This window comes from Streptomyces sp. NPDC002206 (assembly GCF_053593595.1).
In genome coordinates this window covers 385,336-402,084 of the sequence record NZ_JBSFCW010000001.1, presented here as the reverse complement: position 1 = coordinate 402,084, position 16,749 = coordinate 385,336, and the positions used below count along the sequence as shown (strand labels likewise).

Below are 16,749 nucleotides of genomic sequence, written 5' to 3'. Positions count from 1 at the left end.
GACCGGGACGCCGTGCCGCGCCCCACCCTGCCCGAAGGACCCCCACACCACGGAGTCGTCCCATGCTGCTCGCCGCCACGCCACCTCCGGTCGAGACACCACCCCACACCGGTGGACTCCTCCTCCTGATCGACGGCACCGCCGGTCTGCTGACCGTCGCCGCCCTCGGAATCGCGCTCCTCCTCTTCCTGATCATCAAGGTCAGGCTGCAGCCGTTCGTCGCGCTACTCGCCGTCTCCATAGCCGTCGGCCTGGGCGCCGGTCTCTCCGTCACCGAGCTCTTCGGCACGGTGCAGAAATCCGCCGCCGTCTCCGTCATCGAGTCCGGCATGGGCGGCATCCTCGGCCATGTCGCGATCATCATCGGCCTCGGTACGATGCTCGGCGCGATCCTCGAAGTCTCCGGCGGAGCAGAGGTGTTGAGCGCCCGCCTGCTGAACCTCTTCGGTGAGAAGCGGGCCCCGCTCGCCATGGGCCTGACCGGCCTCATCTTCGGTATCCCGGTCTTCTTCGACGTCGGTATCTTCGTCCTTGCGCCGATCGTGTACGCCGCCGCGAAGCGGTCCGGCAAGTCGATCCTGCTGTACTCGATGCCGCTCCTCGCCGGTCTCTCGATGACCCACGCGTTCCTGCCGCCGCACCCGGGACCCGTCGCCGCCGCAGGTCTCTTCCACGTCTCCCTCGGCTGGGTCATCCTCATGGGCGCCGTCGTCGGCATCCCGTCCGTCCTCGTCGCCTGGGTCTACGCCGCCTGGATCGGAAAGCGGATCTTCGTCGAGGTCCCGCAGGACATGGTCGAGGCCGCCGAGGAGTCGAAGGCCGCGGTCGTCGCCGAGCAGCGGGCCGCCGGGGTCTCCCCGCGCGAGGAGCCGGTCGGGCTCGCCACCGTACTGACGATCATCGGCACCCCGCTGGTGCTGATCCTCGCCGCGACGTTCTCCTCCATCGCCCTGGATCCCTCCACCGTCCGCTCGGTCATCGAGTTCTTCGGCAACCCGTTCGTCGCCCTGACGATCGCGCTGCTCCTCGCGTACTACCTGCTGGGCATCCGGCGCGGCTGGTCCCGCAAGTCCCTGGAGTCGGTGTCCACTTCGTCGCTGAAGCCGGTCGGCAACATCCTGCTGGTCGTCGGCGCGGGCGGTATCTTCGGCGCCGTCCTGAAGGGCAGCGGTATCGCGGCCGCGCTCGCCGACACGTTCAACGACGTCGGCCTGCCGGTCATCCTGCTGGCCTGGCTGATCTCCGTCGTCCTGCGCGTCGCCCAGGGTTCGGCGACGGTCGCGATCGTCACCACGGCGGGCATCGTCGTACCGCTGGTCGAGGGCCAGGACATGTCGCAGGCGCATCTGGCGCTGATCATCATGGCGATCTCGGCGGGTTCGATCTTCGCCTCGCACGTCAACGACGGCGGCTTCTGGATGGTGTCGAAGTACTTCGGCATCACCGAACGCGACACCCTGAAGTCCTGGACGGTCCTGGAAACGGTCCTGTCGGTGGCGGGCTTCGTGGTGGCGGCGCTGCTGAGCCTGGTGATCTAGGTGTTCTGTCCATGGAGGTTGGTGACAGTGATCACGGCTGGGTGATCTTGAACGAGTGAGGGCCTTCCGGGTTCGGTGGGGATTGTGACATCTGCACCGGACGACGAAAGGCCCTCATGCCTCACCGTAACGCACCGCTGACCGAGATCGGCCGCCTGCGTCTGGCCCGCTGCGTCGTCGAGGACGGCTGGCCGCTGCGCCGTGCCGCCGAGCGCTTCCAGGTCTCGCCCACGACGGCTCAGCGGTGGGCCGGCCGCTACCGCGCACTGGGCGTGCGGCTGCGGCGCCCCGCTTCCGAGGCCGCCGCGAACTCCGTCAGCTGAGGCACAACCAGCCCGATGAACACGCAGTTCACCGTGCGGCCGGCCGCTGCTATGGGGCACCACCGAGTTCGAACATCGCGAATCCGGCGAACCAGCCGGAGGCGAGAGCGCAGGTGCCGAGGACAGTTACCAGAGCAGGTCGGCGAAGCCTGCTCAGGGCAATCGCCAGCGGGATGAACAACGGGAAGGCGGGCAGCAGAAAGCGCGCGACGTTGCAGAACATCTGCTGGCTGCCGAGCACGGTAGCGATGGTGAGCAGCGTGTGCACCATCAGAACGGCGGGCGGGCGCAGCCGCACCAACAGGACGATCAGGATCGGCAACGCCATGACGATCAGTGCCGCCAGCAGATCGGGGACGAGCGCGGCGAAAAGATCATCGTCGCGGCCAAGCAGGATGCCCCGCATCACGGTGGCATTGTGCTGGCCCCAGTCGAAGAAGTGCAGCCAGGCTCCCCTCTGGAGCTTGAAGTAGCCGCCCCAGTCGCCCATACGCCAGCTCACCCAGCCCACATACCCGAACAGCCCGAGCGGAGCCAGCGCCATCGCGGCCAGAGGGCGCCCGGTTCCGTCAGTGCGCCGCAGAAGTGCGACGAGCGCCGCCAGGCACACCGCTGCGATCAGGGTCGCCGAGGTCGGCCGGTTGAGCCCGGCCACCAGGGCGAGCAGTCCGGCAGCGATCCACCGTCGGGTCATCACGGCGTAGCAGGACCACGCGGCGAGCGCGGTGAAGGTGGAGTCCGAGTAGAGCGCCCACTCCGCGCCGGATCCCGGGACGACCGCCCAGAGGCCCGCCGCGATCACACCGGCCCGGACCCCGCCGAGCCTCTCCGCGACGGCGAAGATACCGGCCGCGGCGAACAGCGAAGCGACCACCGATACCAGCATCCCGGCGCCGTACAGGCCGAGACCGGTGAACTCCGAGACCATGCGCATCAGGCCCGGGTAGAGCGGGAAGAACGCGGCCGAGTTCGCCTGGAACGTGTACCAGGGGGAACCGGTGATCGGCACCAGTTGGGGGTTGTACCCGAACTCCGCGATCTGTTGGTACCACCAGCCGTCAAAGGAAGCGAGCACGTCCCACGGGTGGGCGCCGCCGCCCAAGCGCAGTTGCTTCGTGAGGTGGTAGCCGGAGTAGTCGACCAGCCACATGAAGACCCCGAAGCCGGCCACCTTCAGTACCGCGTAGCACCCGACCGCCGGCCCATAGCGCCGTACCAGCCTGCTCGACTGCTTGTGCAGGTCGACCGGCGCGGCCGGGAGCGTGCTGTCGTGTTGTGCGGGCTCGGCAGAGACAACAGTCGGCATCGCGTTCATCGGTCGGAGTCACCCCGTCGTCATGGAAGATCGTTCGCCGAACCCTTACACCCGTGCAGGTCAGGGATACGCAGACACGCCCCACCGCTGTGCCATGGTCCTAGGAACACCCTCCGCCGCAGTATCACGACCCGTCTGTTGGCGGCGATGGTCAAGCAGGGCCAACTCCACCGGAAACAGGGGCAACCCTTCGAGCCTCCGAACTTCCCACCACCTCCCCGAACCCGTCAGGGACGCCGCCCTCGCCGACTCCGTCACCTTGCTCGGGCTACCTCAGAGAGACACAAGAACTAAGCAATGATTAACAACGACAATTGCACTGGGTGGCGGGTCTACTTCGATGAAGGCGGCATACTCGTTGACCCGCCGAACCGAGACCGAGCGACGCGAGGCATACCCCGTCTGGCTGCACACCTACAATCACCACCGCACACGCAGCAGCGCCGCCGGGGGAGCGGCGGCACTGCTGGTCAGGATGTACGGGGTATGGGGTGAAGCGGGTACGGACGCCGCACCAGGCACCCGTACCCCCTCGCGCCGGCTACGGCAGGCCGTGTACGTGCGGGCCCACCGCGTTCGACCAGGCGTTGCCCGACTTGGCGTCCCAGTTGGTCGACCAGGTCATCGCGCCGCGCAGATCCGGGTACGTCCTGGACGGCTTGAACGAACCGCAGTTCGTGCCGCGGGCCAGGCAGTCCAGGGCGTTGTTCACGATCGTGGGGGAGACGTAGCCGCTGCCCGCACCACTGGTCGAGGCCGGCAGTCCGAGCCCGACCTGGGCCGGCGAGAGGCCGCCCTCCAGCTGGATGCAGGCGAGCGCGGTGAGGAAGTCCACCGAGCCCTGCGAGTAGACCTTGCCGTCGCAGCCGAGCATCGAACCGCTGTTGTAGTACTGCATATTGACGACGGTCAGGATGTCCTTGATGTTGAGCGCCGTCTTGAAGTACTCGTTCGACGTCGACTGCATGTCGATGGTCTGCGGCGCCATCGTGATGACGAGCTTGGGGCCCGCCTTCGACGAGAGGGACCTGAGCGCCTGCGTCATGTAGGTGGAGTTGAGGCCGTTCTCCAGGTCGATGTCGACCCCGTCGAAGCCGTAGGTCTGCATCATCGAGTAGACGGAGTTCGCGAAGTTCGTCGCGGAGGTGGCGTCGTTGATCGAGACGGTGCCGTTCTGGCCGCCGATCGAGATGATCACGGACTTGCCGGCCGCCTGCTTGGCCTTGATGTCGGCCTTGAACTGGTCGGCGGTGTAGCCGCCGAGCCCCGCCGAGTCGAGGTTGAAGGTGACGCCGCCCGGCGTACCGGTCGCGTCGGCGAAGGAGACCGCGATGATGTCGTAGTTGGCCGGCACATCGCTGATCTTCTGGACGGTGGCGCCGTTGTTGAAGTTCTGCCAGTAGCCGGTCACCGCGTGCTTGGGCACGGTCCCGCCGCCCCCGCCGCCACCCGTGGCCGAGGTGGTACCGGTCACCGCCGCGGACTTGGCGGACTCACCGGCCGCGTTGGTCGCGGACACCTGGAAGGAGTACGAGGTCGAGGCGGACAGTCCCGTCGCGGTGGCCGAGGCTCCGCTCACCGACTGGACCTTGGTGCCGTTCTGGTAGACGCTGTAGCCCGTCGCGCCGGACACCGCGTTCCAGGACAGGGCCACGGAGGTCGTGGTCACGGAGCCCACCGCGAGACCGGCCGGGGTGGCGGGCACGGTCGGCGCAGGGTCACCGCCGCCGCCCCCGTCCGGGCCGGTGACGGAGATGTCGTCGGCGAGGTAGGGGGCCTGCCCGTACCAGCCGTGGAGGTACACGGTCACCGAGGTGGTGTTCGGGCCGGTCGTGAAGCTGGTGGAGAGCTTGGTCCAGCTGCTGGAGTCGGGGGTCCAGGTCGACACGTCGGTCGTTCCGGTGCCGGTCGCGCCGATGTACGTGTAGCCGCCCTGCACCCAGCCGTTGAGTGCGTACGTGGAGTTGGGCTTCACGGCCACGGACTGTGTGCACCGGGCGTTGTCCTGGCCGGCCGGGGTCGCCTTCAGGGCCGCGGCTCCCCCGTGCACGGGGGAGGAGACGGTGGTGCCGCTGCCGTTGGAACAGGTCCAGTTGGCGAGTCCGGACTCGAAGCCCGCGTTCTTGGCGTTGTTGACGTCGGCGGCCTGGGCGGTGCCGACGAGGCCGGTGAAGGTCAGCGCTGCTGCGGCGACGACGGCCATGACGGAGCCGAGGACCGGGCGGATGCGGCGTCTGCCGTGCCGGGTGCCGGGTGAGCGTTCCACTTGCTTGCCTCCGTGGGGGAGTTGGGGATGCCGGGGGAGCATCGCGGGATGCAGGCGGGTGCCGGGAGTGCGACGCGGGAGTGAACGTGCGGGGCATGGAGGTGCGTTGAAGAACGGTGGCCACCGTTGGCCGACAAAGCTGGTCCAGACCAATCGAGTTGTCAAGACCTCTGGCGGTTACGGGTTCCGGCGAGGGGCGCGGCAGGAATGCGTCGGCCGGGGTCCGGATCGCTGCGGGTGCCCCTTCCGCGGTCCAACCGGTCACCCTCACGGGCGAGTCGGGCGGACGGCGGACCGGGGCGGCCCGGATGGCCGGACGGTGACGGATTTCGCACCGCCGGAATGAGATGTCAGTAGCCGAGATCCATTCTGACGTGCGCGAATGAATTCAAGCCGGCGAAAATCGGAACGCGTTCCGGTAACCCTCTGCAGTGGTACAGGAGTTAACCACTCTCTGTTTCGCCCGATTTCGCACCTGACTGTCGCCCGCCTGTCGCGAGGGTGTTGCCCGGATGTAGCTGTACTGGTCCACGAAAGGTGTTCTCTGGCTGGTAAGACGTGGATAAAGTGCTGTGGCAGAAGCACGGAGCAGGAGCGATTGCGGCCGCCGTCAGCGCGACGGTGGCCGGAGCCGAACGGGGACCAGCGTGCCGACCGCAATAGCAGTGACCAGTGCTGATCTTGTGCTACCACCGACCGACCAGCAGACACCCACGGCGGCCTTGCTGCAGGCTCCGGAAGACCAGACGATGGATCTGGCGATCAGTGACATGCATGTGCTGCTGGAGCAGCACGGCTATGTCGTCGCCGTCTACTCGGCCGGCCTGCCGGTCGCCCACGAGCGCAGGCTGCATTCCGTCAGATCGGTCCTGGAGAGCGATCGCATCGCCCTGCTCAAGGTGGATCTTCCGCCGCTCGGCATCGCCGTACTGGTAAGGCAGTTACGTCAGTTGTCGATCTGCGACTTCAGTCCCGGAGTGGTCGCCTCCGCCGCCCGGCTGCTGCCGCACTACATCCACGCGGGCGCCCTGCTGAACTCGGTCACCAAGCTGGACCGGGTTCCGGTCAGTCTCAAGACGCATGCCAAATCATGGGTGCCGGGCTCCCAGTTCGCTGTGGTTGCGGGGCCGAACCCGCAGCTCGTCAAGGTCGGCCCGGCCGTGGAGCCGCCGTCCGGTCCGGAGTTCGGAACGCATCTGCTGATCGCCAAGGGCCAGTCGCAGTCGGATTGGGTGCACAAGACTCTGGCTCCCGCCTGGAAGGCCCTGGCCATTCAGGAGGCCACTCTGCCTTCCGACTCCTCACGCTGGTGGGGAACCGGAAAACTGGTGGAATTTGCCGCCTATCTTCCGGACATCTCCGTTCTGTACCAACTGGTGGCCTCCGTAAGGCGCGAGAACTGCCACTGGTGCGGAATGGAACTCATCGGAGATCGTTGTGGGTTCTGTTCCTCACCACTTCCTCCACCCGAGAACCGAATGCATCCCGGAAGTGTCCTGAACCAAGGAGCGGCCGTGCAGGCACGGCCGTGACGTCTCTGCATTTCCGCAACACGCGTAGATGCAGATGTAGTACAGGCACACTCCCGGACGCGATTCCCGGCCGACTTCCAGACGTACGCCCAGCCACCGCGCATCCTTCTGTCCGCTGCCCCACGCATCCGATACGAACGAGGTTGTCCGGCCCATGAACTCCCGCCAGCGCCGCGGCGTGATACTCCTGCTCCTGTCGGTCCTGTGCGCCTTCGGCGCCTTCGCCGGCGTGCTCTCGGTGATCAGTGACGTCAACTCGAAGGTCGGCCCCGAGGTGTCGGCCTACCAGCTGAAGTCCGACATCGCCCCCTACACGGCGCTGTCCTCCGGACAGTTCGAGAAGATCAAGATGCCGAAGCGCTGGCTGTCGACCAACGCCGTGACCGACCTCTCCGAGGTCAACGGAAAGATCGCCGTCACACAGCTGCGCAAGGGCTCGCTGCTCCAGTCGGACATGATGCAGAAGAGTCCCGAACTGCAGCCCGGTGAGCAGGAGATCGCCATCATGATCGACGCCGCCACCGGCGTCGCCGGCAAGATCACCCCCGGTTCGACGGTCAACATCTACGCCACGTTCGCCGGCGAGCAGGACGGCGCCCCGTCCCAGTCGAAGGTCATCGTCTCCAACGCCAAGGTGCTGGACGTCGGCAAGCTGACCGCCCTGGAGCCCGGCCGGGACGCCAAGTCGAACATGGGCACCGAGGCCGTCCCCATCACGTTCGCGCTCAACACGCTCGACACCCAGCGCATCGCCTACGCCGAGTCCTTCGCGGAGCACGTACGCCTCGCGCTCCTGGCTTCCGGCAGCGACAGCACCATCCGACCGGGCGACCGCACCTACACGCTCGACAAGGACAAGTGAGGATCGAATGACCACAAGGATCCTCCCGGCCGTCGGGGACCCCGACGCGGCCAGATCCGTCACCACTCTGCTCAGCCAGCTTCCCGACGCAGAGCCGGCCGCACCGGTCGGCGACTCGACCCAGCTCATCGACACCCTTGCCCGCCTCGCGGGCGAGTCGATCGACGAGCTGCCCGAGGTCGTGCTGGTCCATGAGCGGATCGGTCCGGTGCCGGCTCTGGAGCTGATCCGGGAGGTCTCCCTGCGCTTCCCCGCCATCGGGGTCGTGCTGATCACCGCGGATGCCAGCCCCGGGCTGTTCTCCGCGGCGATGGAGTCGGGTGCGCGTGGCCTGGTCACCCTGCCGGTGAGTTACGAGGAACTCGCCAACCGGGTCCAGTCCGCCGCCCAGTGGTCGGTCGGGGTCCGCCGTCACCTGGGCTCCGGAGGTGACGTCTTCACCGGGCCCGGCGGCACCGTCATCACCGTCAGCGGTGCCAAGGGCGGTGTGGGGGCGACCGTCACGGCGGTCCAGCTCGCCCTGGCGTCACAGGCGTCGGGGCAGACCGTCGCGCTGGTCGACATGGACCTCCAGTCCGGCGACATCGCCTCGTACCTCGACGTGCAGTTCCGGCGCTCCATCGTCGACCTGGCCGCGATCGCCGACATATCGCCCCGCGTCCTGTCCGACGCCGTGTTCAGCCACAGCAGCGGGCTCGCCCTGCTGCTGGCGCCGGGCGAGGGCGAGCGCGGCGAGGAGGTCAGCGACCGGTCGGCCCGTCAGATCGTCAGCGCCCTGCGTTCGCGGTACGAGGTGGTGGTCATCGACTGCGGCAGCCAGCTCCAGGGAGCCGGCGCGGCAGCCATCGAAATGGCCGACACGGCGGTGCTGGTCACCACCCCGGACGTGATCGCGGTGCGCGGCGCGAAGCGCACCGTACGGATGTGGGAGCGGCTCCAGATCCGTAAGGCGGAGGAGACGCTCACGCTCGTCAACCGGTTCATCCGCAACACCGAGATCCAGCCGCCGCTGATCGAGAAGATCACCGGGACTCGGATGGCGAACACGGCGATTCCCGCGAACTTCAAGGAACTCCAGGGCGCCGTCGACGCGGGCCGGATGCACGAACTCGACGCCAGGAGCACGGTGAAGCAGGCGCTCTGGGGCCTGGCCGGAGAGCTGGGGATCGTCAAGCTCCCCGCCGGCGCAGACAGGAGCGGCGGGAAGAACGCCGGAAAGTTCAAGAACGACCGAGGCTCCATCGGACGCCCGCGCAGACGGCGCGACGGTGACTCCGGGGGCCGTGGGACGACCGAGGGGACACGTTGACCAATGGCAGCCACCGAGATGAGAGGCCTGAGGATACGGAGGAGGCGTGACGGTGATTCCTTCCGTGGGCGGGATCGCGGCCAGACCGCGATCGAGTTCGTGGGCGTCACGCCGCTGATCATCCTGTTACTGATCGCGCTCTGGCAGTGCGCGCTGATCGGCTACACGTTCAGCCTGGCGTCGAACGCGGCCGACGAGGCCGCCCGGGCGGGTACCGGGGCGGAGTACCTTCCGACGCTGGCCTGCAAGCGCGCGGCCAGGGAGGACCTGCCGGACGCCTGGGAGAGCAAGTCGAGAACGCACTGCCGGGCGACGCCCACTCTGTACAAGGCCGAGGTCAGCCTGAAGGTGCCGGTCCTGGTGCCCGGCGTACTGAACTGGCCGATGACGATCACCGGCGAAGCCGCGTCGCCGACGGAGGGCTGACCGATGAGCGAGCGCACAGTCACATCCCGACGCGACCGCGGCCAGGTGGCCATCGAGTACATGGGCTTCATCCCGCTGCTGCTCCTGGTGGGTCTCCTGGCGATCCAGCTGGGCGTGGCCGCGTACACGGCCAACCAGGCCGGCACGGGCGCCCGCGCGGCGGCCCGTACGGCCAGCCACGACATGCCGCTGACGCTTCCCGAAGAGGCGGGCCGGGAGGCGATGAGCGACTGGCTCGCCGACGACTCACTCTTCATCCCGAGCTACGGCATCGACGAGGTGACCTACACCGCGCGCATCAAGATCCCCTCCGTCGTCCCTGGACTCAGCTGGGGCTACGCCGAGCGAAGCTCCACCTTCCCCCGGGAGTGACCGAGCCCCGCGTCGCGCGGCCGGAGCACCATCTGCACGTCGGATCAAGGGAGTCACGGAATGAGCCTGCGGGCCCGCATCACCGCCCCCGAGAAGAACAGCGGGGGGCGGGAGGACAGCCACATGGTGGCCACCTACCGCGCCAAGCTGCTCGAGGAGATCGACCTCGCGGAGATGTCCTCGCTGGCCGCCGCCGACCGGCGGGCCCGCCTGGAGCGCGTACTCAGCCACATCATCAGCCGTGAGGGCCCGGTCCTCTCGACCGTCGAACGCACCCAGCTGATCCGCCGCGTCGTCGACGAGGCGCTCGGCCTCGGCATCCTGGAACCGCTCCTCGAGGACGCGTCCATCACCGAAATCATGGTGAACGGACCGGACCAGATCTTCGTGGAACGCAGCGGCAAGGTCGAGCAGCTCCCGATGCGGTTCGGTTCGCACGAGCAGCTGATGCAGACCATCGAGCGCATCGTGTCGACCGTCAACCGCCGTGTGGACGAGTCGAATCCGATGGTCGACGCCCGTCTGCCCAGCGGTGAGCGTGTCAACGTGATCATCCCGCCGCTGTCGCTGTCCGGCGCGACCCTCACCATCCGACGGTTCCCGCGCGCGTTCACGCTCCAGGAGATGATCAATGTCGGCTCGCTCGACGACCAGATGCTGATCCTGCTCTCCGGGCTCGTACAGGCCAAGCTCAACATCATCGTCTCCGGTGCCACGGGTACGGGGAAGACGACGCTGCTCAACGCACTGTCCGGACTGATTCCGAACCATGAGCGCATCGTCACCATCGAGGACTCCGCAGAGCTCCAGCTCCAGCAGAACCATGTGATCCGCCTGGAGTCCCGCCCGGCGAACGTCGAGGGGAAGGGCCAGATCACCATCCGTGACCTGGTCCGCAACTCCCTGCGTATGCGCCCGGACCGGATCGTCGTCGGTGAGGTCCGTGGCGGCGAGTCGCTCGACATGCTCCAGGCGATGTCGACGGGTCACGACGGCTCTCTCGCCACCGTCCACGCCAACAACGCCGAGGACGCGCTCATGCGTCTGCAGACCCTGGCCTCGATGTCCGAGATCAAGATCCCGTTCGAGGCGCTGCACGACCAGATCAACAGCGCCGTGGACGTCATCGTTCAGCTCACCCGGCACGCCGACGGATCCCGCAAGGTCACCGAGATCGCCGTGCTGGACTCGCACGGCCGCGACGCGTACCGCATCGTGACCGTCGCCCGGTTCAATGCCCAGCCGATGGCCGCCGACGGGCGGATCCACGGCCAGTTCCAGTACCTCCCGCTCCCGCGCAAGATCGCGGACAAGCTCTACATGGCCAGCCAGCCCGTCCCGCAGGCCTTCGGAGTCGCCGCGTCCGTCGAACAGCTCGCCACCCGAGAGGCCAAGTAGGTACCGCGCGATGAACAATCTCCCTCTGCTCACGATCGGCGTCACCCTCGTCTTCGGGGTGACGGGCGTCATGGGCCTGCACGCCTACACCGGCGGGAAGGCCGACCGGGACGCCCTCGTCGACCGGCTTTCGCACACCGGCCAGATACCGGCAGCCGGGCGACAGCGCCGCTTCCAGGGCGTCGACCGCAGGCTGCGCAAGACGGGCCTGGGCCGCAAGCTGGAGCTGAAGCTCGCCGCCACGGGGCTGGAGATCACCCCGGGCGAGTTCTTCGTCTACGCGCTCGTCGCCATGGCCGGACTCTGGATGGCCGCCTCGTCGATCCTCGCCAGCTTCTTCGGCCCGGTCGCGGCGCTCATCGGTCTCTGGGGCACCAATGCCTTCCTGAACTGGCAGCGGACCAAGCGCACCGAACGCTTCATCAACCAGCTCCCCGAGCTCTCCCGCATCCTCGCCAACGCCACCCAGGCCGGCCTCGCCCTGCGCACTGCCATCAGCATGGCGGCGGACGAGATGGAGGACCCGGCGGGCGAGGAACTGGCCCGTGTCGCCCGCCGCCTCGCAGTCGGCGAATCGCTCGACGATGCGATGAGCGAACTGACCGACCGGCTGCCTTCGCGCGAGCTGGTCGTCCTGGTGACCACTCTCGTTCTGTCCAACCGGGCCGGCGGTACGGTCGTCAGCTCGCTGCGCAACCTCACGGAGACGCTGGAGGAGCGCAAGGAGACCCGGCGTGAGGTCAAGACGCAGCTGTCGCAGGTGACCGTCACGGCCTACGCCGTCCCGGTCTTCGGCTTCGGCGCGATGCTCCTGATGAACGCGGTGATGCCGGGCGCACTCGACCGGATGACCGGCGCCCTCATCGGTCAGGTCGCCGTGATCGTCTCCCTCGTCCTGTACGCGATCGGATTCATCGTGATCCGTCGCATGTCCCGTATCGATGTCTGAGGGGAGGAGCTGACATGGACCTGTTGCTTGCGCTCGTCGTGGGTCTCGCGGTGTTCGGAGCCATCGCCGGCATCCGGATGTACCGGGCCGACGCCAAACTCCCCGGCGACCTCGCCATCGCCCTGGAGGTCGGCGCCACCCGCACCGGTGCGGTGGGTTCCGGCATCGACCGGCTCGGCATGCGCTGGGCCCCCATGGTGCTGCGGATGATGGGCCCCAAGGCCGTCAACAAGAAGCGCCGCCAGATCGACATGGCGGGCAACCCCGGCGGTCTGACCATCGATCGCTACGCCGCCCGCCGCTTCGTCTACGGTGCCCTCGGCCTGCTCGGCGCCTCCTCGATGATCCTGCGCGGACAGCTCTTCCTCTCCCTTCTGCTGATCGGCTTCGGTCTGTTCTGGGTGGAGGTCGGCATCTGGTCGGCGGTCCGGGTCCGCAAGGACCACATCGAGCGGACGCTCCCCGACTTCCTCGACGTCCTGGCCGTCGTCGTCTCGGCGGGCCTCGGCTTCCGCCAGGCACTGGGGCGCGTCGCCGACAAGTACGAGGGCCCGTGGGCCGACGAACTCCGCATCACTTTGCGTCAGATGGACATGGGCGTCAGCCGTCGACAGGCCTTCGAGGAGCTGCGCAAGCGCAACGACTCGGAACAGGTGGCGATGTTCGTGACCACGCTCCAGCAGGGCGAGGAGCTGGGCGCCCCGATCGTCGACACGCTGATCCAGATCGCCAACGACATGCGGCGTACGGATGCCCAGAACGCCCGCCGGAAGGCCGCCAGGGCCGTTCCGAAGGCCACCTTCGCGGTCACGACCTTCCTGCTCCCGGGAACCCTGGTCCTGCTGACGGTCGGCTTCGTCTACGGAGCCAACGTCGACTTCAGCTTCCTCACGGGCGGATGACATGCATGACGGGGATCTTGAGCACGATGACCAGGGGGAGGTGACAGGCTCATGTCGTTCCAGCTCGGCAGTTCACAGCTCGGACTGACCGCTGAGGTACGTCAGGCGATGGCCGACCCCGGGGCGCGCCCGGCGTTCGCGATCCAGCTCAACGCGCTCCAGGCCATGTGCCGTCAGGTCTTCGGCTTCCGGCTCGCGATGATCGCCATAGCCACTCCGTTCGCGATCGATCACACGGCGTCGGGCGGGGCCACCTGGCTGATCGGCTCGGCCGTCCTCGTCACCTTCATGGGGTCGTACGTCCTCTTCCGGGACTGGGAACGCTTCGGGCCCGTCCTCCTGCGCCACCCCTGGCTGCTCGGCATCGACGCGCTGTTCGGAGCCCTGCTGCTGATCACCGCCACGCCCGAGTCGACTCTCGCCTATGTCACCGTGTGTACCCCGCTGCTGGCGGGACTCGTCTACGGCTGGCGGGGCGCGGCAGTCTTCGCGGCGCTCCAGACACTGATCGTCATCGGCGTGTACGGGACCGACTCGAGGCTGGAGGCCGGCGACGCCACCGCGTTGCTCCTTCCCGGCTTCTGCGTGATCGCGGGCGCCGTCGGAGTCACCCTTCGCAATCTCCTTCTCCGGTTCGGCACGGCCAGCCAGGCCCTCACCGAGACCAGGGCCCGGCTGGCCGTGAACGAGGCCGTGGAGGGCGAGCGCACCCGGCTCGCCCGCGAGATGCACGATTCGGTGGCCAAGACCCTGCACGGCCTGGCGCTGGCCGCCGACGGCCTGGCCAGCTCCTCCGACCGGATGGACCCGCTCACCGTCAAGCACCAGGCCGAACTGGTCGCCCGCTCCGCCCGCCGGGCAGCGGCGGAGTCGCGGGAACTGCTCTCCGACCTGCGCCGGGACTCCGGACTCGATGGAGGCGTGGACGTCGTCTCCGAACTCCGCGCCAGGGCCGACGACTTCACCCGTCGCCATGGGCTCACGGCCACCTTCCGGATGCTCAACGAGGCCCCGGTCCCGCTCGTGCCGCAGGTGGTCGCCCGCCAGCTGCTCACCGTCGCCTCCGAAGCGATGGAGAACGCCCATCGCCACGCCCACCCGACCTATCTCGTTGTGCTGGCCGGCGTGAAGGGCGATGTCCTGCGCGTCAGCGTGTACGACGACGGGCGCGGCCTGCCCCCGGGCACGACGCTCGACGACCTCAAGCGCGCCGGCCACTTCGGCCTCGTCGGCATGGTCGAACGTGCCGCGTCCATCGGAGCCCGTATCCGCATCGGCAAGGGCAAGGCGGCCAAGGGCACCGAAGTACGCCTGGAACTTCCGGTGGCCGCGCTCGCAGCCGGCTCCCACGCACCACAACTGAACTGATCCGCTCCATCCCACCCCCCAAGAACCTGAGAGGAGGTCGCAGATGCCGGACGACGTCTCCCGCGCGTCGGGCCAGAACTGGGCCGCACAGAACCACGCCTCCCAGCACACGTCCTCGCACGTCACCCCGCTCAACTCGGAGCTCAGCTCCTCCGGGTTCCCCGTCCCCCAGCAGTCCGCGGCATCCGAGGACATGCCTCCCCCCTTTCCTGCTGCTCCTCCGGCGCCGGTGACCGGCCCGCTGAGGGTCGTCGTCGCCGACGACAACCCGGTGGTCCGGGCCGGCCTGGGCGTGCTGCTCTCCGGCCGTGAGGACATCGAAGTCGTGGCGGAGGCCGCGGACGGCCGCCAGGCCTACGACATGGCCGTTCAGCACCGCCCGGACGTCGTCCTGCTCGACGTCCGCATGCCTGGGGTCGACGGCATCTCCGCGCTGCCGCACCTCGTGCAGGTCGCCCCGGTCATGATGCTGACGTACAGCCGCGAGAGCGAGATCGTCCACGAGGCACTGCGGCTGGGCGCGGGCGGCTATCTGGTGCACGGGGAGTTCACGGCGGACCAACTCGTGCAGGCCGTGAGGGACACCAAGAGCGGCCGGGCCCACTTCACCGCCACCGCCGCGAACGCGCTCCTGGCCCATATGAGGCAGGGCCCCGGACCGCAGGGCGGGCAGCTGCCTGAGGGGCTGGGGACCGCGCTGACCACAGGCGTTGTCCACCAGGGCCCCGGCTACGGCGGGCAGGGCGCCGGACATGTGCAGCAACACGGTGCGCCTGCACATCCGTCGGCCCCCGAAATGCCGTCACCTGCGACGCGACCGGGCCTACCGGCGCAGGGTCTTTCGCAACTGCAATCAGTTGTGGCACAGTCTTCAACAACCGGGGGGTCGGTCACGGCCCCTAACAGGCAGCAGTACGGGCTGAGTTCACGGGAGGTGGAGGTCATGGAGCTGATCGCGTCCGGCATGAGCAATCAGCAGATCGCCGCCACCTGCTTCATCAGCGAGAAGACCGTCAAGAACCACATCAACCGCATCTTCACCAAGCTGCACAGCGGAAGCCGCAGCGAGGCGATCGCCCGCTGGCTCGGCACGGCGCCGGCGCGGGGGAGTGGTGGACATGGCTGAGCGGGGGACTCGGGCCCAGGACTCGGGCGTCAGGACCCAACTCGCCCTTTGGGCCCGGGATTGGGCCCTGGGACCCTCTGGCGGGCAGGGTGTTCCGCCGTATGTTTCTCATGTCGCAAACGGCACCGGCCAGGAGGAAGCCGGTAACGGAAGCGACAACAAAGAAACGTGTGAGTCGGCCGGCTACCGGTCGGCCGAACCTGGAGGGGAACACCATGTCGAACATCACCCTGAAGACCGCCGTCCGCGTCAACGGCTGGGCCAGCACCGCCGCCCGTTCCATCCAGAAGCGCTACGAGGCCAAGGACCGCGGCCAGACGGCCTTCGAGTACCTCGGCATCATCCTGGTGGTCGTGGCGATCATCGGCGCGATCGTGGCGACGGGTATCGGTGGCGCGATCTCGACTCGGATCTCCGGCCTCGTGGACTCCATCACCGCCGGCTAATGGGTACGCGCAAACGCGGCGATGCAGGGCAGGCCTTCCCCATCTATGTAGTGATGGTGGCGGGCCTGCTCTTCCTCGCGTGTGCGTTCTTTGCTGTCGGTAAGGCATCAGCAACTCGAAACGGAGCTCAGGGCGCAGCGGACGCTGCCGTGCTCGCTGCGGCTCAGGATGCTCGTGACACCCTCGGACCTCCGTTCGTCGCCGCACTCATGACGCCGGGCGGGCTTCACGAGTTCCTGCAGGACTACATGTTCAACCCGGCGGTTCCGTGTATGCAGGCTCAACGGTTTGCATCGTCCAACCGATCGGACACCGAGACGTGTTACCCGGAGTACGGCTACCTGCGGGACAAGGTGCACGTCAGCATCCGGACCCGCTACACGGTCGGCGACACGGTGATCCCCGGTACGGAGACCAAGCAGGCCACCGCGGATGCGACTGCAGTCATCGAGTTCCGATGCACCTACAAGTTCAAGGGCGACCCGGGTGAACCGGTGGCCTTCAAGTGCGATGGCCGGGATGGCTTCTCGATCGACCCGACTGACTTCGATCAGGATGCATGGGCCGCTCTGAGCAAGGCCATCTTCGCCGTCCACCTGGTCGACGACTGACAGCGA

General features: G+C 67.8%; 15 protein-coding genes and 1 pseudogene. 14 read left to right on the top strand and 2 right to left on the bottom strand.

Translation table 11 applies throughout. From position 1 onward, the window contains the following. The first annotated feature begins 62 nt into the window (after nt 1-62). Both ACWCP8_RS01830 and ACWCP8_RS01825 read left to right on the top strand, forming a co-directional pair. Nucleotides 63-1,538 carry a GntP family permease gene (locus ACWCP8_RS01830; RefSeq protein ID WP_352267643.1) on the top strand — a complete coding sequence of 492 codons (1,476 nt, stop codon included), beginning with the start codon at nt 63-65 and terminating at the stop codon, nt 1,536-1,538. Nucleotides 1,539-1,654: 116 nt separating this feature from the next. Then, nucleotides 1,655-1,810, top strand: a pseudogene (locus ACWCP8_RS01825) (helix-turn-helix domain-containing protein); the annotation flags it as partial. Between the two features lie 100 nt (nt 1,811-1,910). Here the strand turns inward: ACWCP8_RS01825 and ACWCP8_RS01820 are convergent. Together ACWCP8_RS01820 and ACWCP8_RS01815 are read right to left on the bottom strand one after the other, a co-directional pair. After that, nucleotides 1,911-3,167, bottom strand: a complete 1,257-nt coding sequence (locus tag ACWCP8_RS01820) for a hypothetical protein (RefSeq protein WP_451113911.1) — start codon at nt 3,165-3,167, stop codon at nt 1,911-1,913. A gap of 550 nt (nt 3,168-3,717) precedes the next feature. Next, the gene (locus ACWCP8_RS01815; RefSeq protein WP_451113910.1) at nt 3,718-5,442 is read right to left on the bottom strand and encodes a chitinase; all 1,725 of its coding nucleotides are present in this window, start codon (nt 5,440-5,442) and stop codon (nt 3,718-3,720) included. A gap of 665 nt (nt 5,443-6,107) precedes the next feature. On the opposite strand from ACWCP8_RS01815, the gene ACWCP8_RS01810 reads away from it, so the two are divergent. From ACWCP8_RS01810 to ACWCP8_RS01755, 12 genes are all read left to right on the top strand, one after another. Continuing rightward, complete coding sequence (locus ACWCP8_RS01810; RefSeq protein WP_352267645.1) at nt 6,108-6,974, top strand: hypothetical protein; 867 nt, start codon at nt 6,108-6,110, stop codon at nt 6,972-6,974. A 154-nt stretch (nt 6,975-7,128) separates the two neighbouring features. Then, nucleotides 7,129-7,836: a Flp pilus assembly protein CpaB gene (gene cpaB, locus ACWCP8_RS01805; RefSeq protein WP_313938919.1), complete on the top strand. Its 708-nt coding sequence runs from the start codon at nt 7,129-7,131 to the stop codon at nt 7,834-7,836. Between the two features lie 7 nt (nt 7,837-7,843). Beyond that, nucleotides 7,844-9,145: an AAA family ATPase gene (locus tag ACWCP8_RS01800; protein WP_267002545.1), complete on the top strand. Its 1,302-nt coding sequence runs from the start codon at nt 7,844-7,846 to the stop codon at nt 9,143-9,145. Nucleotides 9,146-9,148: 3 nt separating this feature from the next. Next, on the top strand, nt 9,149-9,571 hold the full coding sequence (locus ACWCP8_RS01795) for a TadE/TadG family type IV pilus assembly protein (protein WP_328626488.1): 423 nt from the start codon (nt 9,149-9,151) through the stop codon (nt 9,569-9,571). A 3-nt stretch (nt 9,572-9,574) separates the two neighbouring features. After that, nucleotides 9,575-9,943, top strand: coding sequence for a TadE/TadG family type IV pilus assembly protein (locus ACWCP8_RS01790; protein ID WP_352267647.1), 369 nt, complete (start codon nt 9,575-9,577; stop codon nt 9,941-9,943). 60 nt (nt 9,944-10,003) lie between these two features. Next, on the top strand, nt 10,004-11,341 hold the full coding sequence (locus ACWCP8_RS01785; protein WP_352267648.1) for a CpaF family protein: 1,338 nt from the start codon (nt 10,004-10,006) through the stop codon (nt 11,339-11,341). Between the two features lie 10 nt (nt 11,342-11,351). Continuing rightward, nucleotides 11,352-12,290 (top strand): type II secretion system F family protein, encoded by a 939-nt coding sequence (locus ACWCP8_RS01780; RefSeq protein WP_352267649.1) that lies wholly within the window; start codon nt 11,352-11,354, stop codon nt 12,288-12,290. Between the two features lie 14 nt (nt 12,291-12,304). Beyond that, nucleotides 12,305-13,192 carry a DUF5936 domain-containing protein gene (locus ACWCP8_RS01775; protein WP_451113909.1) on the top strand — a complete coding sequence of 296 codons (888 nt, stop codon included), beginning with the start codon at nt 12,305-12,307 and terminating at the stop codon, nt 13,190-13,192. A 51-nt stretch (nt 13,193-13,243) separates the two neighbouring features. Continuing rightward, a complete protein-coding gene (locus ACWCP8_RS01770; protein ID WP_451113908.1) occupies nt 13,244-14,560 on the top strand; it encodes a sensor histidine kinase in 1,317 nt (438 codons plus the stop codon). A 43-nt stretch (nt 14,561-14,603) separates the two neighbouring features. Beyond that, nucleotides 14,604-15,686, top strand: a complete 1,083-nt coding sequence (locus ACWCP8_RS01765; protein ID WP_451113907.1) for a response regulator — start codon at nt 14,604-14,606, stop codon at nt 15,684-15,686. A 215-nt stretch (nt 15,687-15,901) separates the two neighbouring features. Continuing rightward, nucleotides 15,902-16,132 carry a hypothetical protein gene (locus ACWCP8_RS01760; protein WP_451113906.1) on the top strand — a complete coding sequence of 77 codons (231 nt, stop codon included), beginning with the start codon at nt 15,902-15,904 and terminating at the stop codon, nt 16,130-16,132. Next, nucleotides 16,132-16,743, top strand: coding sequence for a pilus assembly protein TadG-related protein (locus tag ACWCP8_RS01755; RefSeq protein WP_352267654.1), 612 nt, complete (start codon nt 16,132-16,134; stop codon nt 16,741-16,743). Before ACWCP8_RS01760 ends, ACWCP8_RS01755 begins: the two co-directional genes overlap by 1 nt. The last annotated feature ends 6 nt before the right edge of the window (nt 16,744-16,749 follow it).